This is a genomic window from Streptomyces virginiae, from assembly GCF_040638905.1.
Classification (GTDB): Bacteria; Actinomycetota; Actinomycetes; order Streptomycetales; family Streptomycetaceae; genus Streptomyces; species Streptomyces virginiae_B.
In genome coordinates, this window is record NZ_JBEZYV010000008.1 from 254,918 (window position 1) to 276,112 (window position 21,195).

The 21,195-nt window shown below is 69.9% G+C and carries 21 protein-coding genes and 1 tRNA gene; 10 read left to right on the plus strand and 12 right to left on the minus strand.

Annotated features, from left to right (window positions below):
* Positions 1–499 precede the first annotated feature (499 nt).
* Together AB0F82_RS14700 and AB0F82_RS14705 are read left to right on the plus strand one after the other, a co-directional pair.
* Complete coding sequence (locus AB0F82_RS14700) at positions 500–1,690, plus strand: pyridoxal phosphate-dependent aminotransferase (RefSeq protein ID WP_436842090.1); 1,191 nt, start codon at positions 500–502, stop codon at positions 1,688–1,690.
* Positions 1,691–1,897: 207 nt separating this feature from the next.
* Positions 1,898–3,016, plus strand: a complete 1,119-nt coding sequence (locus AB0F82_RS14705; protein ID WP_362627090.1) for a glycosyltransferase family 39 protein — start codon at positions 1,898–1,900, stop codon at positions 3,014–3,016.
* 16 nt (positions 3,017–3,032) lie between these two features.
* Here the strand turns inward: AB0F82_RS14705 and AB0F82_RS14710 are convergent, their stop codons facing one another.
* Both AB0F82_RS14710 and clpB read right to left on the minus strand, forming a co-directional pair.
* Positions 3,033–3,572 carry a YbjN domain-containing protein gene (locus AB0F82_RS14710; RefSeq protein ID WP_356811603.1) on the minus strand — a complete coding sequence of 180 codons (540 nt, stop codon included), beginning with the start codon at positions 3,570–3,572 and terminating at the stop codon, positions 3,033–3,035.
* A gap of 134 nt (positions 3,573–3,706) precedes the next feature.
* Positions 3,707–6,298, minus strand: a complete 2,592-nt coding sequence (clpB, locus tag AB0F82_RS14715; protein WP_362627094.1) for an ATP-dependent chaperone ClpB — start codon at positions 6,296–6,298, stop codon at positions 3,707–3,709.
* A gap of 139 nt (positions 6,299–6,437) precedes the next feature.
* Between clpB and AB0F82_RS14720 the strand changes: the two genes are divergently transcribed.
* On the plus strand, positions 6,438–6,860 hold the full coding sequence (locus AB0F82_RS14720; protein WP_356811601.1) for a pyridoxamine 5'-phosphate oxidase family protein: 423 nt from the start codon (positions 6,438–6,440) through the stop codon (positions 6,858–6,860).
* Between the two features lie 134 nt (positions 6,861–6,994).
* On the opposite strand, the gene AB0F82_RS14725 is transcribed toward AB0F82_RS14720, so the two are convergent.
* Both AB0F82_RS14725 and AB0F82_RS14730 read right to left on the minus strand, forming a co-directional pair.
* The gene (locus AB0F82_RS14725) at positions 6,995–7,309 is read right to left on the minus strand and encodes a (2Fe-2S)-binding protein (RefSeq protein ID WP_362627097.1); all 315 of its coding nucleotides are present in this window, start codon (positions 7,307–7,309) and stop codon (positions 6,995–6,997) included.
* Positions 7,306–7,581 (minus strand): hypothetical protein, encoded by a 276-nt coding sequence (locus tag AB0F82_RS14730; protein ID WP_362627100.1) that lies wholly within the window; start codon positions 7,579–7,581, stop codon positions 7,306–7,308. The genes AB0F82_RS14725 and AB0F82_RS14730 overlap by 4 nt, the downstream gene beginning before the upstream one ends.
* A gap of 84 nt (positions 7,582–7,665) precedes the next feature.
* On the opposite strand from AB0F82_RS14730, the gene AB0F82_RS14735 reads away from it, so the two are divergent.
* Positions 7,666–8,745, plus strand: a complete 1,080-nt coding sequence (locus tag AB0F82_RS14735; protein ID WP_362627103.1) for a helix-turn-helix transcriptional regulator — start codon at positions 7,666–7,668, stop codon at positions 8,743–8,745.
* Between the two features lie 73 nt (positions 8,746–8,818).
* Here AB0F82_RS14735 and AB0F82_RS14740 read toward each other — a convergent pair whose 3' ends face one another.
* Genes AB0F82_RS14740 through dnaK form a run of 4 tightly spaced genes read right to left on the minus strand, consistent with a single transcriptional unit; the run spans position 8,819 to position 13,018 of the window.
* Positions 8,819–9,289 (minus strand): heat shock protein transcriptional repressor HspR, encoded by a 471-nt coding sequence (locus tag AB0F82_RS14740; protein WP_356811599.1) that lies wholly within the window; start codon positions 9,287–9,289, stop codon positions 8,819–8,821.
* A 1-nt stretch (position 9,290) separates the two neighbouring features.
* A complete protein-coding gene (dnaJ, locus tag AB0F82_RS14745; RefSeq protein ID WP_356811598.1) occupies positions 9,291–10,469 on the minus strand; it encodes a molecular chaperone DnaJ in 1,179 nt (392 codons plus the stop codon).
* 39 nt (positions 10,470–10,508) lie between these two features.
* Positions 10,509–11,168: a nucleotide exchange factor GrpE gene (gene grpE / locus AB0F82_RS14750; RefSeq protein ID WP_356811597.1), complete on the minus strand. Its 660-nt coding sequence runs from the start codon at positions 11,166–11,168 to the stop codon at positions 10,509–10,511.
* Positions 11,168–13,018: a molecular chaperone DnaK gene (gene dnaK, locus AB0F82_RS14755; RefSeq protein ID WP_356811596.1), complete on the minus strand. Its 1,851-nt coding sequence runs from the start codon at positions 13,016–13,018 to the stop codon at positions 11,168–11,170. The genes grpE and dnaK overlap by 1 nt, the downstream gene beginning before the upstream one ends.
* Before the next feature lie 206 nt (positions 13,019–13,224).
* Between dnaK and AB0F82_RS14760 the strand changes: the two genes are divergently transcribed.
* Both AB0F82_RS14760 and AB0F82_RS14765 read left to right on the plus strand, forming a co-directional pair.
* Positions 13,225–13,758 carry a sugar transferase gene (locus tag AB0F82_RS14760; RefSeq protein ID WP_356811595.1) on the plus strand — a complete coding sequence of 178 codons (534 nt, stop codon included), beginning with the start codon at positions 13,225–13,227 and terminating at the stop codon, positions 13,756–13,758.
* Positions 13,759–13,868: 110 nt separating this feature from the next.
* On the plus strand, positions 13,869–16,532 hold the full coding sequence (locus tag AB0F82_RS14765) for a 4Fe-4S dicluster domain-containing protein (RefSeq protein ID WP_436842091.1): 2,664 nt from the start codon (positions 13,869–13,871) through the stop codon (positions 16,530–16,532).
* Positions 16,533–16,605: 73 nt separating this feature from the next.
* On the opposite strand, the gene AB0F82_RS14770 is transcribed toward AB0F82_RS14765, so the two are convergent.
* The gene (locus AB0F82_RS14770; protein WP_362627108.1) at positions 16,606–16,803 is read right to left on the minus strand and encodes a hypothetical protein; all 198 of its coding nucleotides are present in this window, start codon (positions 16,801–16,803) and stop codon (positions 16,606–16,608) included.
* A gap of 287 nt (positions 16,804–17,090) precedes the next feature.
* On the opposite strand from AB0F82_RS14770, the gene AB0F82_RS14775 reads away from it, so the two are divergent.
* On the plus strand, positions 17,091–17,999 hold the full coding sequence (locus AB0F82_RS14775) for a Yip1 family protein (protein ID WP_362627111.1): 909 nt from the start codon (positions 17,091–17,093) through the stop codon (positions 17,997–17,999).
* A 96-nt stretch (positions 18,000–18,095) separates the two neighbouring features.
* Here the strand turns inward: AB0F82_RS14775 and AB0F82_RS14780 are convergent, their stop codons facing one another.
* The 3 genes from AB0F82_RS14780 to AB0F82_RS14790 all read right to left on the minus strand — a co-directional run bounded on the left by AB0F82_RS14780 (position 18,096) and on the right by AB0F82_RS14790 (position 19,478).
* Positions 18,096–18,596 (minus strand): phosphoribosyltransferase, encoded by a 501-nt coding sequence (locus tag AB0F82_RS14780; RefSeq protein WP_362627114.1) that lies wholly within the window; start codon positions 18,594–18,596, stop codon positions 18,096–18,098.
* The gene (gene dcd, locus AB0F82_RS14785; RefSeq protein WP_030647898.1) at positions 18,593–19,180 is read right to left on the minus strand and encodes a dCTP deaminase; all 588 of its coding nucleotides are present in this window, start codon (positions 19,178–19,180) and stop codon (positions 18,593–18,595) included. Before dcd ends, AB0F82_RS14780 begins: the two co-directional genes overlap by 4 nt.
* Positions 19,181–19,265: 85 nt before the next feature.
* Positions 19,266–19,478, minus strand: a complete 213-nt coding sequence (locus AB0F82_RS14790; protein ID WP_362627117.1) for a hypothetical protein — start codon at positions 19,476–19,478, stop codon at positions 19,266–19,268.
* 180 nt (positions 19,479–19,658) lie between these two features.
* Between AB0F82_RS14790 and AB0F82_RS14795 the strand changes: the two genes are divergently transcribed.
* The 3 genes from AB0F82_RS14795 to AB0F82_RS14805 form a co-directional block, all read left to right on the plus strand.
* Positions 19,659–19,729 (plus strand) — tRNA-Gly (locus AB0F82_RS14795).
* 495 nt (positions 19,730–20,224) lie between these two features.
* Positions 20,225–20,428: a cold-shock protein gene (locus AB0F82_RS14800; RefSeq protein WP_356811592.1), complete on the plus strand. Its 204-nt coding sequence runs from the start codon at positions 20,225–20,227 to the stop codon at positions 20,426–20,428.
* 312 nt (positions 20,429–20,740) lie between these two features.
* The coding region (locus AB0F82_RS14805; protein ID WP_362627120.1) for a DEAD/DEAH box helicase at positions 20,741–21,195 on the plus strand (455 nt) is incomplete at its 3' end.

The window sequence follows — 21,195 nt, forward strand, 5'->3', positions numbered from 1 at the left end:
CCCCCGGGGGCTCGGCAGTTCACGTGTTCAACAGGTTGCATCCCGCGCGTCGAGATGCATGGACAACGCGCGGGCGCCCGACGGGAAACGGACCGTCGGACGCCCGCGTCAGGACGGCGCCGGCTGCCCCGTGTCAGCTGCCGCCGCCACACCCCCCGCCCCCGCATGACGAGGACGAACCGCAGGAGGAGGACGACCCGCACGAGGACGACGAGCCGCAGCCCGACGAGCCCCCGTCCCCCGCCCACCAGCTGCCCCTGCCGCGGCGCGGCCGGTGCGGTCGGGAACCGTGCCCCACCAGCTTCCGGACGACCCGGCTCATGAGGAAGACGAACAACGCGCAGATACCGAGCACTACGAAGACGAACTGCATGTCCGCCCCTCTCTCACGCCCCGGTCCTCCCGGGGAGCGGGATCCCCGCGTCCCGCGTGAAGGGGGAATTCCCACGGCCCGCACGGCCCAAAGCACACTTGAGCAAGTCCAGAGGTTGCCCGCAGGATGACGCCCATGAGCGCACCCGTGAGCAGCGACCGCCCCTTCCTCAACCGCCGCCTGGCACCCTTCGGCACGACGATCTTCGCGGAGATGTCGGCGCTGGCCGTACGCACCGGGTCGATCAACCTCGGCCAGGGCTTCCCCGACACCGACGGCCCGGCACAGATCGCCGAGGCGGCCTCCCGCGCGGTCCTCACCGGGCTCGGCAACCAGTACCCGCCCGGGCCCGGCGTCCCCGAGCTGCGCACCGCGATCACAGCGCACCAGCAGCGCTTCTACGGCCTCGGCTACGACCCCGACACCGAGGTCCTGGTCACCGCGGGCGCCACGGAGGCCATCGCCGCCTCCCTCCTCGCCCTCCTGGAGCCGGGTGACGAGGTCATCGCCCTCGAACCGTTCTACGACTCCTACGCGGCCTGCATCGCGATGGCCGGCGCCACCCGCGTCCCGGTCACCCTGCGCCCGCGCGGCGGGACCTTCGCCCTCGACCTGGACGAGCTGCGCGCCGCCGTCACCCCGCGCACCCGGCTGCTCCTGCTGAACACCCCGCACAACCCGACGGGCACCGTCCTCACCCCGGACGAGCTCACGGCGATCGCCGCGCTCGCGGTCGAACGCGATCTGCTGGTCGTCACGGACGAGGTGTACGAGCACCTGGTCTTCGAGGGCTCCCACACCCCCCTGGCGGGCTTCCCCGGGATGCGCGGGCGCACGGTCACCATCAGCAGCGCGGGCAAGACGTTCTCGTTCACCGGCTGGAAGGTCGGCTGGCTGACGGCCCCGCCGGAGCTCGTTTCCGCGGTCCGCTCGGCGAAGCAGTTCCTCACCTACGTCTCCTCCGGCCCCTTCCAGTACGCCATCGCGGAGGCCCTGCAGCTCCCGGACACCTACTACGAGGCCTTCCGCGCCGACCTCGCCGCCAAGCGCGACATCCTCGCCGACGGCCTCGCGTCGGCCGGCTTCGAGGTCTTCCGCCCGCAGGGCACTTACTTCATCACCACCGACATCACCCCCCTCGGCGAGAAGGACGGCCTCGCCTTCTGCCGCGCCCTGCCCGAGCACTGCGGGGTCGTCGCCATCCCGAACCAGGTCTTCTACGACGACAAGTCCGCCGGCGCCACGCAGGTCCGCTGGGCGTTCTGCAAGAAGACCCACGTCCTCGAAGAGGCCGTGGACCGGCTGCGGCGCCTCTGAGCCGCAGCCCGGTGACCGAAGCCCGCCGCGGGCTTCGGCTCGGCGCCCCGGGGGAGCCCGATTTCACCGGAGCTTCCGGGGCCATTCACGCCCGGTGGGAGGCGGGTCCGCTTAAGGTGCCCGAGGCTCCTCCTGGTCCGGATGGGCGTCCTCACGCAGCGCAGGAAGTCGGGGTAGATGACGGCGACGGGCAGTACGTCGGTTTTCGTGCGGCCGAGCAACGTCAGGGCCGTCGGCGTGCCCACCGCCGCGCTCGCGCTCGGCGTGTTCGCCGCGGTCCGCGTGGCCGGAGCCGCCGTGCTGGCCTTCGCCGCGTGGTGGGCCGGGCGCAGCCCCGTCCGGGTGCTGGGGCACTCCTGGGACTCCGTCTGGTACCTCGCCATCGCCCGGCACGGCTACGGCCGCACCCAGATGTGGCCCGTCACCGGGCTCGTGCAGAGCGACTACGCCTTCTTCCCGCTGTACCCGGTGCTGGTGCGGCTGTCCGGCGGCGGCGAGTGGGGGGCGCTGCTCGTCGCCTGGACCGCCGCCGCCGTGGCCTCCGTCGGCGTGTACCGGGTCGGGGAGCTGGTGGCCGGGCGGCGCGTCGCGCTGCTGCTGGTCGCCCTGTGGGCGGTGGTCCCGCACGCGGTGGTGCTCACCCTCGCCTACACCGAGCCGCTGCTGGTCGCCCTCGCCGCCTGGTCGCTGTACGCGCTGCTGCGCGAGCGCTGGCTGCTCGCCGCGTCGCTGGCACTCCTGGCGGGGCTGACCCGGCCGACCGGGATCGCCGTCGCCGCGGCCGTGTCCGTCACGGCCGCGCACGCGCTGCTCGTACGAAGACCCCGGGCGCCCGAGGTGTGGGCGGCCGGGCTGCTGGCGCCGGCGGGCTGGCTGGCGTACGTGGCGGCCGTCGGGGTCCGCCGGCACGACGCGGCCGGGTACTTCAACGTGCAGCGCCAGTGGGGCTCCCGCTTCGACGGGGGCGGTTACGTGCTGTCCGCCCTGTGGCGGGTGCTGAGCGGCGGCCCCGTGGCACTCGCCACCGGCGTCACCGCAATGCTGCTGGGAGCGGCCCTGCTCCTGGCGGCGCTGCTGCTGGTCAACCGGCCGCCGCTGCCACTGCTCGTCTACACCGCGGTCCTGCTGGTGATCACCCTGGGCGGGGCCGGCTACTTCGAGTCCAAGCCGCGGTTCCTGCTGCCGGCGTTCCCGCTGCTGCTGCCGCTGGCCACCGTGATGGCGCGAGCCCGGCCGCGCTCCGCGGTCGTGGTGACCGCGGGGCTGGCCGGGCTCAGTTACGCCTACGGGGTCTACCTCCTGGTGTTCGCCAAGATGCCCCCTTGAGGGACGGGGCGGGGGATCAGTTGTCCCCGCCGTCCTCTTCCTCGCCGTCGGTGGAGTCGATGTCCTTCTCCAGTCCGAGCTGCTCCGTGAGCCACTTGTCGAACTCGATGGACGCACGGACCCAGCTGACCGTGGAGGACACGAAGTGCTCCAGGTTGACGCCGGTGCCGATCAGCATCTGCGCCTCGCCGATCAGGCGGACGGAGCCGTCGTCGTGCGTGTGGCTGTAGACCTTCGGCCACAGGGTGCGACGGTTCCAGTCGTCGATCGACTCGAGGAGCTGCGGCTTCTCGTCGATCTTGTGCGGACGGTCGTAGAAGGTCCGCACCGAGAAGACCTGCTGCTCCGCTTCGCCGCGGAACATGAAGTACGTACGGAACTCCTCCCACGGCGCCGCGAGGTCACCCTCGTCGTCGACGACGTACTTGAGCTCCATCTGCTCCAGCAGCTGCTTGACCAGATCCTGGTCGGGGACGACGGGGCCCGCCGGTCCTGTGGCCTGCGGATCGGGCTGCTGCCCTCCGAAGTTCGGAATCGAGGCCGGGTCGATGCTCACCGTGTACTTCCCTTCGTGCGGATACTTGCATCCTCCCCCATCCCGCCCACCCCATGTCCAGCCCGACGGCCGCGTATCCGCTGCGGGCGGACAGGAGTGCACCCCGCGCACGTTCCTGTACGCGGGGTGCGGGGTCAGGGTGCCTTGCCCACCAGCAGGTCCTCGCCGGCCACGTCGACGCGCACGGTGTCGCCGTCGCGCACCTCTCCGGAGAGGATCTCCTTCGCGAGGCGGTCGCCGATCGCCGTCTGGATCAGGCGGCGCAGCGGCCGGGCGCCGTACGCCGGGTCGTTGCCCTTGTCCGCCACCCAGGCCAAGGCCTCGGGGGTGACGTCCAGGGTCAGCCGCCGGTCGGCCAGGCGCTTGGCGAGGCGGCCGATCTGCAGCTCGGCGATGTGCGCCAGCTCGTCCCGGCTCAGCGCGGAGAAGACCACCAGGTCGTCCAGGCGGTTGAGGAACTCCGGCTTGAAGCTCGCCCGGACCACGTCAAGGACCTGCTGCTTCTTCTGGTCGGCCGAGGTGGCCGGGTCCATCAGGAACTGGCTGCCCAGGTTCGAGGTCAGGATCAGGATGGTGTTGCGGAAGTCGACCGTCCGGCCCTGGCCGTCGGTGAGCCGGCCGTCGTCCAGGACCTGGAGCAGGATGTCGAAGACCTCGGGGTGGGCCTTCTCCACCTCGTCGAGGAGCACCACGCTGTACGGGCGGCGGCGGACGGCCTCGGTGAGCTGCCCGCCCTCCTCGTAGCCGACGTAGCCGGGCGGGGCGCCGACGAGCCGGGCCACGCTGTGCTTCTCGGAGTACTCCGACATGTCGATGCGGACCATGGCCCGCTCGTCGTCGAAGAGGAAGTCGGCGAGTGCCTTGGCCAGCTCCGTCTTGCCCACGCCCGTCGGGCCGAGGAAGAGGAAGGAGCCGGTCGGCCGGTCCGGGTCGGCGATGCCGGCGCGGGTGCGGCGCACGGCGTCGGAGACGGCCCGAACGGCCTCGGTCTGGCCGATCAGGCGGCGGCCCAGGCCGTCCTCCATGCGCAGCAGCTTCTGGGTCTCCCCTTCGAGCAGCCGGCCTGCGGGGATGCCGGTCCAGGCGCCCACCACGTCCGCGATGTCGTCGGGCCCGACCTCGTCCTTGACCATGGAGTCCTTGGACGTCTCGGCCGCGGCCTCCTCCTCGGTGGCCTCGGCCAGCTCGCGCTCCAGCTGCGGGATCTCCCCGTAGAGGAGCTTGGAGGCGGTGTCGAAGTCGCCGTCGCGCTGGGCGCGCTCGGCCTGGCCGCGCAGGTCGTCCAGGCGCTCCTTGAGCTCGCCGACCCGGTTGAGGGACTGCTTCTCCTTCTCCCAGCGGGCGGTCAGGCCGCGCAGTTCCTCCTCCTTGTCGGCAAGGTCCTTGCGGATCTTGTCGAGGCGCTCGCGCGAGGCCGGGTCGGACTCGTTGTTCAGCGCCAGCTCCTCCATCCGCAGGCGGTCCACCGAGCGCTGCAGCTCGTCGATCTCGACGGGCGAGGAGTCGATCTCCATGCGCAGCCGGGACGCGGCCTCGTCGACGAGGTCGATGGCCTTGTCCGGCAGGAAGCGGGAGGTGATGTACCGGTCGGAGAGGGTCGCGGCGGCGACCAGCGCACTGTCGTTGATGACCACCTTGTGGTGGGCCTCGTAACGGCCCTTGAGCCCGCGCAGGATCGCGATCGTGTCCTCGACGGACGGCTCGGCGACCAGCACCTGCTGGAAGCGCCGCTCCAGCGCCGGGTCCTTCTCGATGCGCTCGCGGTACTCGTCGAGCGTGGTCGCGCCGACCATGCGGAGCTCGCCGCGGGCCAGCATGGGCTTGAGCATGTTGCCGGCGTCCATCGCGGAATCGCCGCCGGCGCCCGCGCCGACGACCGTGTGCAGCTCGTCGATGAAGGTGATGATCTGGCCCTCGCTGGACTTGATCTCCGCGAGGACGGTCTTCAGCCGCTCCTCGAACTCGCCGCGGTACTTGGCGCCGGCGACCATGGCGCCCAGGTCGAGGGCGACGAGCCGCTTGTTCTTCAGGGACTCGGGCACGTCGCCCTTGACGATGCGCTGGGCCAGGCCCTCGACGACGGCCGTCTTGCCGACGCCGGGCTCGCCGATGAGCACCGGATTGTTCTTCGTACGGCGCGACAGGACCTGCACGACGCGCCGGATCTCGTGGTCGCGGCCGATGACCGGGTCCAGCTTGCCGTCGCGGGCGGCCGCCGTGAAGTCGGTGCCGAACTTCTCCAGGGCCTTGTACTGGCCCTCGGGGTCGGGGGTGGTCACCCTCCGTGCTCCTCGTGCGTTCTGGAAGGCGTCCAGCAGCTTCTTCGCCGTCGCGCCCTGCGTGGAAAGGACCTCACCGGCCGCGCCGCCCTTGGCGGCGACGGCGATGAGCAGGTGTTCGGTGGAGAGGTACTCGTCGCCGAGCTTGCCGGCCTCGCTGTCGGCCTCGGCGAGCACGGCGAGCAGCTCGCGGGTGGGCTGCGGGGGCGCGACCGTGGAGCCGGTGACGCTGGGCAGCGCGGCGAGCAGGCGTTCGGCGCCGCTGCGCACGGCGGCCTGGTCGGCGTCCGTGGCGATCAGCAGGTCGATCACGTTCTCGTTGTCCTCGCCGGCGAGCAGGGCCAGCAACAGGTGTGCGGGGGTCAGGTCCGCGTGGCCGTCCTTGACGGCCCTGCCGGTGGCCGCGTTCAGCGCGTCGCGGCTCTTGTTGGTCAGCTCGGCGTCCACAGCGCCTTCTCCTCTCCAAGAGATGCACAACCAGGCCTGCCCGGGGTCCGGGCGTGCTCTGACAGAGTCAGCGTATGCAAAGTTGAGTCTATTCCACTCAAGGCAGATGAGGGGACCGCTTGCCCGTACCCTTCGGCCCATGTCCCATGACGTCCTCAACCCGACGCCCGAGTACCTCGCCTTCTGGCGGGAGCGGCACGTCTGCACCCTGACCACCCCGCGCCCCGACGGGACCCCGCACGTGGTGCCGGTGGGCGTGACGTACGACCCTGAGGCCGGCCTGGCGCGGGTGATCAGCAACAGGCACAGCAAGAAGGTCCGCAACGTCCTGGCCGCTCAGGACGCGCAGGACGCTCAGGGCGGCGGGGCCCGGGTGGCGGTCTGCCAGATGGCGGGGCGGCGCTGGGCCACGCTGGAGGGCCGGGCGGTGATCCGCACGGACGAGGCGTCGGTCGCCGACGCCGTGGCGCGCTACGCGGAGCGGTACGGGCGGACGCCGTCGCCCAATCCGGACCGCGTGGTCATGGAGATCACTCTGGACCGGGCCATGGGCCGCGCATGAGCCGTTGATCCTTCGTCTTGTCCGGTTCACGCACTGGACGCGGGCATCACAACGGCGCCATCGTGGTCAGGTCCACGATGGCGCCGTTGTGTGGGGGTAGCACCTGAGCGATCTGGAACGACGGGGGAATCGCTTCAGGCACTGCGGGGGGTGGCGGTGGTGATGTCGGGTTCGAAGAGCTGGTGGTCCCGCTGGTCGAGATTGACGAAGACCATTCCGTAGCGCACCTCGCAGCGCACGGGCTGCGGCGCGCCGCGCGGGCGGCGCAGGCACCGGTAGGCACGTACGTCCTCGTCCTCCTCGCGCACGATGACGATGGGCTGGCCGAACAGGGTGACCATCAACGTGTCGCCGGGGTGGGGGATGGCCGTGGCGAGGTCGATGAACTGCCAGCCCGAGCGGTAGGCCGACGCCATCTCGCGGCGGAAGCCGCGGTCGTCGGGGGTCATGCGGACACCGTCGCAGGAGCCTCGGTCCAGCCCGTGTCGTCCTTACCGCCCAGTTCGGCGGCGGTCCAGCCGGTGTCCGCGTACTTGCCCACGGGCGCGGTGGTCCAGCCGGTGTCGAACTCCGTGCTCGTCAGGCTCGTACCCTGACCGTCCCTAGCGCTCCCCGCGTCACTTTCGACGGCGCTGACTGCCCCAATAACCGCAACGGCGGAGAAACCTATGGCAAGCACCGAGCGAAGCATTCTCTTGTACATGGTCGGCTTCGTCCTCACTTGATGGAATCCTCTCCCCCGCGTGTCAGACGATGGCTCATTCAGGCACGTCAATGCCACAGGGACGATGCATCATGTTCTTGCATGTTCAGGACCCTGGGGGGTGGAGATTTGACGCGAAATGAGACAAAGGCGACACATCCCCACCCCGTCACGTCCATGTGCGCCGAGGGAACGCGGCTCTACGCGGCTGCCCTGAGCACCGGCCGGATAGCCCGGGGAGAGATCCAGAACGCCCCCTGCCTGCTGGAACTCGCCCTTCTGCAGCCCGACCCGGATGACGCCAACCAGCTCCGCCCGGTTCCCCCGTCCGTGGCTTTGGCTCAACGGCTCCATCCGATTGAACGCGAGATCCAGGACCGCCGACGCAGCGCTGTAGATCTCACCGACACTTTCGAGCCTTTCCTGGCCATCAGCGCACAGAGCCCGGCCAACACCCACGCCATCACGGTGCTGGAGGGTTTCGAGCGGATCAATGCCGCACTGAACCTCGCGACGGCCGAATGCCACACCGAGGTGCTGACGGTCCAGCCGGGCGGCGCACGGCCCTCCGAGGCCCTCACACAGGCCCTGGAGCGCGACCAGCCGCTGATCGACCGCGGGGTCAGCATACGGACCCTCTACCAGCACACCGCGCGGCACAGCCAGGGCACCCTCGCCTACGTGGACCGGATCTCCACGGGCAAGGTCGAGATCCGCACGCTCGAAGAGCTGATAGAGCGCCTGATCATCTTCGACCGCACCGTCGCCTTCATCCCAGTGAGCGACGACCGCCGGGTCGCGCTGGAGCTGCGCCACCCCGGCCTCGTCGACTACCTCATCAAGGTGTTCGAGCAGCTCTGGCACCGCGCCGTACCGCTCACGGAGGAGGTGACGTACCGCAGCACCCCCGGCGGCGTCACCGGCGTGCAGCGCACCATCGCCCAGCTCCTCATCGAAGGGCACGTGGACGAGGCCATCGCCCGCCGCCTCGGCATGAACGTGCGGACCTGCCGCGCCCACATCGCCAAGCTCGCCAGCACCCTGGGCAGCGGCAGCCGGGCCCAGCTCGGCTACCTCATCGCCCAGTCCGGCATCCTGGGCCGCCCTTCCGCCCACGAGGAGTGCGAACACCCGGGCCCCGGTGGAGAGCGCGACCACGGCGCGGCCCGGGAAAGCGTCTAGAAAGCCGTCAGGCCCCGCCCTGGGAGGGGCGGAGCCCGTGGGGGTGCTTCCGGGGGCCGGGACGGCCTGCCGGTCAGTCCAGCGGGCGCTTGGGGCTCGGCCGCCAGACCACCAGGGCGCTGCCCGGCTGCGGCGGCTGGTACGGGACCAGGTCGCGCCGGTACGAGGCGTGCACCTGGGCCTCGCGGGCCCGCAGCGTGGCGGCCGCGCCGTCCACCGCCGCCGAGAGCTCGGCGACGCGCTGCTGGAGCGCCGCCACCTGGTTCTCCAGCTCGATGATCCGCTTGATGCCCGCCAGGTTGATGCCCTCGTCCTGGGACAGTGCCTGCACCGTGCGGAGCAGTTCGATGTCCCGGGCCGAATAGCGCCGGCCGCGGCCCGCCGTGCGGTCCGGGGAGACCAGGCCGAGACGGTCGTACTGGCGGAGGGTCTGCGGGTGCAGGCCCGAGAGCTGGGCGGCCACCGAGATCACGTAGACCGGGGTCTCGTCGGTGAGTTGGTAGGCACCGCTTCCCAGACGGGACTGTCGTCGGCGGCCGTCCATGTCATGCTCCCTTCGCGGACTCGAACAGCGCGGAGCGCGGGTCCTGCGACTCCGTCGCCTCGCGGTACATCTCCAGCGCCTCGCGTGCCTTGTCGGACAGCTCGGTCGGAACCGCCACCTCCACGGTGACCAGCAGGTCCCCGCGGGTGCCGTCCTTGCGGACCGCTCCCTTGCCGCGGGCCCGCATCGTACGTCCGTTCGGGGTGCCCGGGGGCAGTTTCAGCGTCACCGAGGGGCCGTTCAAGGTCGGGACCTTGATGTCGGCGCCCAGCGCAGCCTCCGCGAACGTCACCGGGACGGTCACCGTCAGATTGTCGTCCTTGCGGCCGAACACCGGGTGGGTCCCGACGTGCACCACCACGTAGAGGTCGCCGCCGGGGCCGCCCCGCTCGCCCGGGGCGCCCTTGCCGCGCAGCCGGATCCGCTGGCCGTCGGAGACGCCCGCCGGGATCCGGACCTGCATGGTGCGGGAGCTGCGGGCACGACCGCTGCCCTTGCAGACCTCGCAGGGGGTCTCGGCGATCAGGCCGCGGCCCTTGCAGTCCGCGCAGGGGTCGGTCAGCGAGAAGCCGCCGCCGCTGCCCCGCGAGACCTGGCCGGTGCCGACGCAGGTCGGGCACACCCGGGGCGTGCCGTTCTTGTCGCCGGTGCCCGAACAGGCCTTGCAGGGCGCCTGCGAGGACATCCGGAGCGGGACCGTGGCCCCGTCCACCGCCTCCGTGAAGGAGAGGGTGACCTCCGACTCGATGTCCTGGCCGCGGCGCGGCTGGGTACGGGTGCCCGCCCCCGGGCCGGCGCCGCGGTTGAAGAGGCCGCCGAAGACGTCGCCCAGGCCGCCGCCGAAGCCGCCGGCCTGACCGCCCTGCTGGGTGCCCCCGAAGAGGTCGCCGAGGTCGAAGTTGAACGAGCCGCCGCCGCCCGGCCCGGGGCGGAAGCCGCCGTTGCCGAACAGCGCGCGCGCCTCGTCGTACTCCTTGCGCTTCTTGGCGTCCCCGAGGATGTCGTTCGCCTCGGAGATCTCCTTGAAGCGCGCCTCGGCCGATGCGTCGCCCTTGTTGGCGTCCGGGTGGAACTCGCGCGCGAGCTTCCGGTACGCCTTCTTGATCTCGGCCTCGGTGGCGTCCTTCGGGACACCGAGGACCTTGTAGTAGTCCTTCTCGACGAAGTCCTTCGTGCTCATCCCCGGTGTCCCTCCTCCCGTGCCTCTACGTGTACTGCGTCAGCCCTGATCGGCTGCATCCGCGTCCTCGCCGGACGGCTGGTCGCCCTCCGCGGACTCGGACTTGGGGGCCGCGCCCGGCTGGGGCTCGGCCACCGCGACCCGTGCGGGACGGATCGTACGCTCGCCGATCCGGTACCCCGGCTGCAGGATCGCCACGCAGGTCGTCTCCGTGACGTCCGGTGCGTACGAGTGCATCAGGGCCTCGTGGACCGTCGGGTCGAAGGGCTCGCCCTCCTTGCCGAACTGCTGCAGGCCCATCTTCGCGGCGACCGTCTCCAGCGATTCGGCCACCGACTTGAAGCCGCCGACCAGCTCGCCGTGCTCCCGCGCCCGGCCGATGTCGTCGAGCGTCGGCAGGAGCTCCGTCAGAAGGGACGCGACCGCGATCTCCTTGACGGTGATCCGGTCCCGCTCCACCCGGCGGCGGTAGTTCTGGTACTCCGCCTGGAGCCGCTGGAGGTCCGCGGTGCGCTCACCGAGCGCGGTACGGGCCTGGTCCAGCTGCGCCAGCAGGGCCACATCCTGTGCGCTGTCCCCGGCCGGGGCCGCCCCCTCCGCCGTGTCGGCGGAGTCGGCGGCCTTCGGCTCGGCGTCGTCCTGAGCGGCGTCGGCGGGGACTTCGGGCTTCTCGTCGAAGCCCGGGGTCTCCTCCGACATCAGGCAGCGCCACCCTTCGGCTTCTCGTCGTCGACGATCTCGGCGTCGACGACGTCGTCGTCGGCCTTGGCCTGACCCGCGTCACCGGCGGCGGCACCTGCGGCGCCCTGGGCGGCCTGCGCGTCGGCGTAGATCGCCTGGCCGAGCTTCTGGCTGACCGCGGCGAGCTTCTCGGTCGCGCTGCGGATCTCGCCGGTGTCCTCGCCCTTGAGCTTCTCCTTCAGCTCGGCGACGGCGGACTCGACCTCGGTCTTGACCTCGGCCGGGACCTTGTCCTCGTTGTCCTTGACGAACTTCTCCGTCTGGTAGACGAGCTGCTCGCCCTGGTTGCGGGACTCGGCGGCCTCCTTGCGGCGCAGGTCCTCGTCCGCGTACTGCTCCGCCTCCTGGCGCATGCGGTCGACCTCGTCCTTGCCGAGCGAGGAGCCGCCGGTGACGGTCATCTTCTGCTCCTTGCCCGTGCCGAGGTCCTTGGCCGTGACGTGCATGATGCCGTTCGCGTCGATGTCGAAGGAGACCTCGATCTGCGGGACGCCACGCGGGGCCGGGGGCAGGCCGGTCAGCTCGAACATGCCGAGCTTCTTGTTGTACGCCGCGATCTCGCGCTCGCCCTGGTAGACCTGGATCTGCACGGACGGCTGGTTGTCCTCGGCCGTCGTGAAGATCTCGGACCGCTTGGTCGGGATCGTGGTGTTGCGCTCGATGAGCTTGGTCATGATGCCGCCCTTGGTCTCGATGCCGAGGGACAGCGGGGTCACGTCGAGGAGCAGGACGTCCTTGACCTCACCCTTGAGGACACCGGCCTGGAGGGTGGCGCCGATGGCGACGACCTCGTCCGGGTTGACGCCCTTGTTCGCGTCCTGACCGCCGGTCAGCTCCTTCACCAGCTCGGCGACGGCCGGCATGCGGGTGGAGCCGCCGACCAGGACCACGTGGTCGATCTCGGACAGCTGGATGCCGGCGTCCTTGATGACGTTGTGGAACGGGGTCTTGCAGCGGTCGAGCAGGTCCGCGGTCAGCTGCTGGAACTGGGCGCGCGTGAGCTTCTCGTCCAGGTGCAGCGGGCCCTCGGCGGACGCCGTGATGTACGGCAGGTTGATCGTGGTCTCCGTGGAGGAGGACAGCTCGATCTTCGCCTTCTCGGCGGCCTCGCGCAGACGCTGGAGCGCCATCTTGTCCTTGGACAGGTCGACGCCGTGGCCGTTGGCGAACTGCTTCACCAGGTAGTCCACGACGCGCTGGTCCCAGTCGTCACCACCGAGGTGGTTGTCACCGTTGGTGGCCTTGACCTCGACGACACCGTCACCGATCTCCAGGAGCGACACGTCGAAGGTGCCGCCACCGAGGTCGAAGACGAGGATGGTCTGGTCGTCCTTGTCGAGACCGTAGGCCAGGGCGGCGGCCGTCGGCTCGTTGACGATGCGCAGGACGTTGAGGCCCGCGATCTCACCGGCCTCCTTGGTCGCCTGGCGCTCGGAGTCGTTGAAGTAGGCCGGGACGGTGATGACCGCGTCCGTGACCTTCTCGCCCAGGTACGCCTCGGCGTCGCGCTTCAGCTTCTGCAGGATGAAGGCGCTCATCTGCTGCGGGTTGAAGTCCTTGCCATCCAGGTTGATCTTCCAGTCAGTGCCCATGTGGCGCTTGACGGAGCGGATGGTCCGGTCAACGTTCGTGACCGCCTGGCGCTTGGCCACCTCGCCGACGAGGACCTCGCCGTTCTTGGCGAAGGCGACGACGGACGGCGTGGTCCTGGCGCCCTCGGCGTTGGTGATGACGGTGGGCTCGCCGCCTTCCAGAACGCTGACGACGGAGTTAGTGGTGCCCAGGTCGATGCCGACCGCACGTGCCATTTCGATTCCTCCAGCTGACTTGAGTGGAACAGGCTCAACCATGCCGCAACCCCGCGCCCGCGTCAACAGAACTGAGTCGGGTCGACTCAACCTTTAACTGCCACTTACGCGCAACCTTGCGTTTTCCCCGGGCCGGCGCCGCCGGACGAGGGACCTGCGCCGCGCGGCGCGCCGGGCCCGCGACACCCGTACGGCAGCGTGCCGGTATGCCCCTCACACCCACCGCCCCCCGGCGGGTGCGGGTACCCGCGGCCCCGCCGGCGAAGCGGGTGCTCGACCTCGTCGGGGCGGCCATCCTGCTGGTCCTGCTCGCGCCGGCCCTGGCCGCGGTCGCCGCGCTGCTGTACGCGGCCACCGGCGGGCACCCCTTCGCACGGGAGGCCGCCGCCGGCCTCGCCGGGCGGCCGCTGCGGACCTGGCGCTTCGACACGGCCGCGGCGGGGCGGGCGGGCGCGCTCGTGGAGCGGTGCGCCCTCGACGGGCTCCCTCAGCTGCTCAACGTGATCCGCGGCGAGATGTCGCTGGTCGGCCCGCGCCCGGAGGCCCGTACGGACCGCCCCGACCGGCTCCTCGTACGCCCCGGAATGACCGGCTTGTGGCAGGTGAGCACACGCTCCGACCTCCCCTGGGAGGAGATGACGCTGCTCGACCGGCATTATGTGGAGAACCACTGGCTCGGGATGGACCTGGCGATCCTGGCGCGAACCCCGCGGGCGGCCTACCGACAAAGGCTCGCCTGAGCGACACAGATCACCGCACGCTCAGCTACATTGCGGCGTCGGGAATGGGTAACCTCAAGCCTTGACTTCATAAGTTACCGCTTAGTAAGTGCCGCCCGAGGAGCCCTCCCATGCAACTCGCCGCGATCATCGTGTCGCTGGTCCTGACCGTGGTCGGCGTCGCGCTGCTCGCACGAGCCGTGGCGCAGATCTACCGCTTCGTGAAGATCGGTCAGCCCGTGCCGGCCGGCAGCCGCACGGACGACCCGAAGGCCCGAACGCTGACCCTCGTCCGGGAGTTCCTCGGCCACAGCCGCATGAACCGCTGGGGCATCGTCGGCTTCGCGCACTGGTTCGTCGCGATCGGCTTCCTGACGCTCCCGCCGACCCTGGCCCAGGCCTACGGTCAGCTCTTCCAGGCCGACTGGACCCTTCCGGTCCTGGGCGGCTTCCTGCCGTTCGAGCTCTACATCGAGTTCATCGGCCTGATGACGGTCGTCGGCATCCTGGTCCTGATCGCGATCCGCCTGCTCAGCCTGCCCTCCCGGGCCGGCCGCAAGTCGCGCTTCGCCGGCTCGAAGGCCTGGCAGGCGTACTTCGTCGAGTACATCATCCTCACCATCGGCCTCGCGATCCTGTGCCTGCGCGGCCTCGAGGGCGCGATCCACCACGTGGACGGCTGGGAGCCGGCGTACGCCATCTCGTACCCGCTGGTCACGGCCTTCGACGGGCTGTCGGCGAGCACTCTGCAGAACGCCATCTACTTCACCGCGATGATCAAGATCGGCACCTCGCTGATCTGGATGATCGTGGTCTCCCTGAACACCAACATGGGTGTCGCCTGGCACCGCTTCCTCGGCTTCCCGAACATCTGGTTCAAGCGGAACGCCGACGGCGCGACCGCGCTGGGCGCGCTCCAGCCGATGACCAGCGGCGGCAAGGAGATCGACTTCGAGGACCCGGGCGAGGACGACAACTTCGGCGTCTCCCAGGTCGAGCAGTTCTCCTGGAAGGGCATCCTCGACTTCTCCACGTGCACCGAGTGCGGCCGCTGCCAGTCGCAGTGCCCCGCCTGGAACACGGGCAAGCCGCTCTCCCCCAAGCTCCTGATCATGTCGCTGCGCGACCACGCGCACGCCAAGGCCCCGTACCTGCTGGCCGGTGGCGGCAAGGACATGGAGGGCAACGAGAAGGCCACGGCGGAGCAGCTCGCCGGTGTCCCGGCCACGGCGCTGGCCGAGGCCGAGCGCCCGCTGATCGGCACGGTCGAGGAGAACGGCGTCATCGACCCGGACGTGCTGTGGTCCTGCACGACCTGCGGTGCGTGCGTGGAGCAGTGCCCGGTCGACATCGAGCACATCGACCACATCGTCGACATGCGCCGATACCAGGTGATGATCGAATCCGCGTTCCCGTCCGAGGCGGGCACGATGCTCAAGAACCTGGAGAAGAAGGGCAACCCCTGGGGCCTGGCGAAGAAGCAGCGCGTCGAGTGGACGAAGGAGGTGGACTTCGAGGTCCCGATCATCGGCAAGGACGCGGAGGACCTCTCCGAGTTCGACTACCTCTACTGGGTCGGCTGCGCCGGCGCCCTGGAGGACCGGGCCAAGAAGACCACGAAGGCCTTCGCGGAGCTGCTGAACATCGCGGGCGTCAAGTTCGCGATCATGGGCGGCGACGAGAAGTGCACCGGTGACTCGCCGCGCCGCCTGGGCAACGAGCCGCTGTTCCAGCAGCTGGGCCAGGAGAACGTGGCCATGCTGAACATGGCCTTCGGCGAGGACGACGACGACCCGGAGACGAAGAAGCCGAAGTCGGCGAAGCGGATCGTCTCGACCTGCCCGCACTGCTTCAACACCATCGCGAACGAGTACCCGCAGCTGGGCGGCGAGTACGAGGTCATCCACCACACGCAGCTGCTCCAGCACCTGATCGACGAGGGCCGGCTGACGCCGGTGACGCCGGTCGACGGCCTGATCACGTACCACGACCCGTGCTACCTGGGCCGGCACAACAAGGTCTACACGCCGCCGCGCGAGATCATGTCGGCCGTGCCGGGTCTGCGCCAGCAGGAGATGCACCGCCACAAGGAGCGGGGCTTCTGCTGCGGCGCCGGTGGCGCGCGGATGTGGATGGAGGAGCGGATCGGCAAGCGCATCAACAACGAGCGCGTCGACGAGGCCCTGTCCCTCAACCCCGACATCGTCTCGACCGCCTGCCCGTTCTGCCTGGTCATGCTGACCGACTCGGTCAACGGCAAGAAGAACGACGGCCAGGCGAAGGAGTCCGTGCAGGTCGTGGACGTGGCCCAGCTGCTGCTGGAGTCGGTCAAGGCCCCGGGCCCGACGGAGGCGGAACTGGCCGCCCTGGCGGCGGAGGCGGAAGCGGCAGCGGCGGCCGCTGCGGCGGAGGCGGAAGCGGCGGCCAAGGCGAAGGCGGCCGAGGAAGCCAAGGCAAAGGCCGAAGCCGAAGCGAAGGCCAAGGCGGAGGCGGAGGCGAAGGCCAAGGCCAAGGCCGAAGCCGATGCGAAGGCCGAGGCGGACGCGAAGTCGGAAGGGGCGCCGGAGGCCGACGCCACGGCCGAGCCCACGGCGGAAACTGAGCCGAAGGCAGAAGCCGAGGCCGAGCCGGAGTCCGCGCCCAAGCCGGAAGCCGAGCCCAGGGGCAAGGCGGAAGCCGAGGCGAAGCCGGAAGCCGAGGCGGCGCCGCAGGGCGGCACGACGGCCGAGGCCGAGCCCCGGGCGGAAGCCGAGGCGCCGACGCAGGGCGACGCGAAGGCCGAGGACGCCAAGTAGGCAGCCGCCAGGCACAGGGCACGCAACGGAACGGCCGGTCCCCGCTCGGGGACCGGCCGTTCCGGCGTTCCGGTCAGCCCCGGCCGCCACCCGGCTCGCGGCCCGTCAGAACGGCGAAGCCGAGCCCCGCGGCACCCGCCGACGCCATGACACCGCTGCCACTGCCACTGCCGGCGGACCCGACCGGGAGCGCCAGGACGGTCGCCGCGCCGGCGACGACCGCGGCGGTACGGAGAGTGGTTCGGCGGTTGGTTCGGCGGGTGCTGCGCATGATGGGACTCTTCCTCGGGCTCGTTCGTGATCGCTCGTGATCGTTCGTGCTGCGTGGAGTCGACGCAGACGAAGCTACGGGCCCGATATGTGGGTATTCCATCGACAACGTAACGAAGAGCCGCATAACACTACGCAACTACGTGAACCAGACACCTGGTCGGTGCTCTCCGGGGGTAGGGCCAACCCCCCGGGGATCCCCTAAGGGATGTCACAGGTCAGCCGCAAAGGGTGCCTGTTCCGGCTGCCCGGCCACCGGAGGCCGCCGGACCAGGTACGTTCGATCACGTGGCTGGATTCAGGATCGGACGCGGCCGGGACAACAACCGCGCTCCCCAACAACCCCCGCAGCAGCAGCAGTCGTACGGTCAGCAGCAACCGCCGCCGTACGGCCAGCCGCCCTACCCTCCCGTCGGCGGGCCGCCACCGCAGCAGCAGTGGCCGCAGCCGAACGCCGGGGGCCACGGCGAGCCGGAGTACTTCGACCCGTACGGGCAGCAGCACCCACACGCGCAGCAGCCCCCGTACGGCCACGGAGGCGGCGGCAACTACAACAACGACAACCCCGGGCACACGCAGGTCTTCGCCGTCGGCGAGGACCCGTACAGCCAGGGTGCGACCTACCACGCGGGCGCTGCCGCGGCGGCGCCGTCCGGGCCGCGGCTGCCGTGGAAGGAGCTGCTCCGCGGCATCGTGACGCGGCCGGGGCAGACCTTCCTCCAGATGCGCGACTACCCCGTCTGGGGTCCGGCGCTGGTCGTGACCTTCCTCTACGGTCTCCTGGCGGTCTTCGGCCTCGACGACGCCCGCCAGGACGTGATCAACGCGACCCTGTCGAAGGCCGTCCCGATCGTGCTGTCCGCCGGCGCGGCCTTCGTCATCTGCGGTCTGCTGCTGGGCGCGGTCACGCACACCCTGGCCCGGCAGATGGGCGGCGACGGCAGCTGGCAGCCCACCGTGGGCCTGTCGATGCTGGTCATGTCCATCACGGACGCCCCGCGCCTGCTGTTCGCCGTGTTCCTCGGCGGCGACAACATGATCGTCCAGGTACTGGGCTGGGCCACCTGGGTCGCCGCGGGCGCGCTCTTCACCTCGCTGGTCAGCAAGTCGCACGACCTGCCGTGGCCGAAGGCGCTGGGCGCCTCCGCGATCCAGCTGATCGCCCTGCTGTCGATCATCAAGCTGGGCACCATCTAGATCCAGCAGGCACGCCCAAGCGCGAGGGGCCCCCGGCAACGGCCGGGGGCCCCTCGCGCATGTCCGGTCGGACTGCGGTGGATCGGATCAGGCGTCTCAGGCGTCGAGGACCTGGCCCTCACGCTTGACGACCGGCGGCTCGACCGACCAGGGGAAGTTGATCCACTCGTCGGTCTTCTTCCACACGTACTCGCACTTCACGAGCGAGTGGGACTTCTCGTAGATGACGGCGGAGCGCACCTCGGCGACGTGGCCCAGGCAGAAGTCGTGCACCAGCTTGAGCGTCTTGCCGGTGTCGGCGACGTCGTCGGCGATGAGGACCTTCTTGTCGGTGAAGTCGATCGCCTCGGGCACGGGCGCCAGCATGACCGGCATCTCCAGCGTGGTGCCGACGCCGGTGTAGAACTCCACGTTCACCAGGTGGATGTTCTTGCAGTCCAGGGCGTACGCCAGGCCGCCGGCGACGAACACGCCGCCGCGGGCGATGCTCAGGATGATGTCGGGCTCGTAGCCGTCGTCGGCGATGGTCTGCGCCAGCTCGCGCACGGCGGTGCCGAAGCCCTCGTAGGTCAGGTTCTCGCGTACTGCGTCGCTCATGCCTCGTGCCTCACCTGGGTGCGGTGGAAGTTCTGGAAGGAGCGCGAGGCGGTCGGCCCGCGCTGCCCCTGGTACCTGGAGCCGTACCGTTCGCTGCCGTACGGGAACTCCGCGGGCGAGCTGAGCCGGAACATGCACAGCTGCCCGATCTTCATGCCCGGCCAGAGCTTGATCGGCAGCGTCGCCAGGTTCGACAGCTCGAGAGTCACGTGACCCGAGAACCCGGGGTCGATGAACCCGGCGGTCGAGTGCGTCACGAGGCCGAGACGGCCCAGGCTGGACTTCCCCTCCAGTCGGGAGGCGATGTCGTCGGGCAGCGAGATGACCTCGTAGGTCGACGCGAGGACGAACTCACCGGGATGCAGGATGAACGCCTCGTCCCCTTCGGGCTCGACCATCCGCGTCAGGTCCGGCTGCTCGACCGCGGGGTCGATGTGGGCGTAGCGGTGATTCTCGAACACCCGGAAGAACCGGTCGAGACGCACATCGATGCTGGAGGGCTGCACCATCGCCTCGTCGAACGGGTCGATGCGAACCCGTCCGCTGTCGAGCTCGGCCCGGATGTCTTTGTCAGAGAGAAGCACGTGCCGAGGATACGCAGAGCGCGCGGGCCACCCCCAATCGAGAGGGAACGCCCGCGCGCCCGGCCGTACGTCTCACACCCGGCGCTCAGCGCTTGGGCGCACCGCCAACGGGCACGGCCTGCCGCAGGCGCGCGCACCGCGGACACCGCAGCAGCCGCCCGGGTCCGATCCGGCCGGCACCGAGGTGCTGCAGCGGGAAGGAGGCAGTACTGAAAACGTGCCCTTCGGCACAACGGACGACGGTGTGCTCCATCGAGTCCCTTTCCCCAACGAGCCGATCTGCGACGAATCGCCACATTAGGGGATGATCCGCACCCGCTCCAGCCGCCGCGCTCCGCACGACACGGTACGCCCCAACTCCCGTACCCACACACCTCCGTGCACACGACAGACAACGACGGCTCCGCGGCAAATACACCGGGGGTCGATCATGGGGTAGAGTGTCCAACGGTAGGGGTCCAGGCGACTGGCCCGCTGCGCGGATGTAGTTTAATGGTAGAACATGAGCTTCCCAAGCTTATAGCGCGGGTTCGATTCCCGTCATCCGCTCTTGCACGAAGGCCCAGGTCAGCGACCTGGGCCTTCGTCGTTGTCCAGGCCTGTACGACTCCTCCGTGCCCTCCACGGGCCCCAACTGGCGGGAATGGCCTGCTCGGAGAGCCGGCACACGCCTTCCCGCCGAGGCGGCCGCCACCGTCGGTACCGCTGGACTGCACGTCGCAACTTGGGGACACCCTTGCTCCCGAAACGCTGCGCTCGGGGGGAATCAATATCTGTCCCCGCCGTCAGAGAATTCAATGGACCCCGCAGGGAGAGTTTTCCGCGCCGCACCGATGGAGATATTTCACGCACACAAACAGCTGCGGCGTGCTACTGTCGATCTCGGTTGCAGTTTTGGTACCCAAAAACTTCAAGCGCCCCAGTGGGCTTCCACCACGGCCGAGCGCTTCATATTTTCCGGTCATTTTCCGGCGGGGCATCATCGCGGCGACACGGTGTCCGTACAGTGCGGGCGCCGGCGTACTGCCCCAAAGGAGATATTACGTGGCATCTGGCACCGTGAAGTGGTTCAACGCGGCAAAGGGCTTCGGCTTCATCGAGCAGGACGGTGGCGGCGACGATGTCTTCGCCCACTTCTCGAACATCGCAGCCCAGGGCTTCCGCGAGCTGCTGGAAGGCCAGAAGGTCACCTTCGACATCGCGCGGGGCCAGAAGGGCCCGACGGCCGAGAACATCGTTCCCGCCTGACGCTGACGCGCATTTCGTAGCTGGGGCCCGCATCCCTCGGGGTGCGGGACCCAGCTGCACGCATTTCCCGCAGTGGTGTCACCTGCGGAACGAAGCACTCAGGGTTACAGCCTCCTCGGAGCTACAACCCCACTCGCCTTTCCTGCATGTCGCGTCCACCTGACGCCACCCCGTCTCAGCACCTGCGACCGTACAGAATCTCTGTAGTCCAGAGTCGCTTTCGCATTCCATTCGGCCCGTTCTTGTGATTCCCTGCGCTGCGTTTCCGCTGCGGAAATTCCTTGATACGTGCCGCATCAAGGAAGGTTCTGAATGAACCGCACTCGTACGAATGACCGTTCCTCCCGCACCCGCAGCCGCACCGGCGGCCCCGCATTCGGCGCTACCGCCGGTTCGGAACGGGGCAGCCGCTTCGGATCGTCCTCCCCCCGTTCCGGAAGTCCGAGCCGCTCGGGCGGCTACGGCCGCCGACCCGCCGCGGTACAGGGCGAGTTCGCCCTGCCGAAGACCATCACTCCCGCGCTGCCCGCCGTCGAGGCCTTCGCCGACCTCGCCATGCCGGCCGAGCTGTTGGCCGCCCTCGGCGCGCAGGGCGTGACCGTGCCCTTCCCGATCCAGGGCGCCACCCTGCCCAACACCCTCGCGGGCCGTGACGTGCTCGGCCGCGGACGCACCGGCTCCGGCAAGACCCTGGCCTTCGGCCTGGCCCTCCTGGCCCGTACCGCCGGACGGCGCGCAGAGCCGCGCCAGCCCCTGGCGCTGGTCCT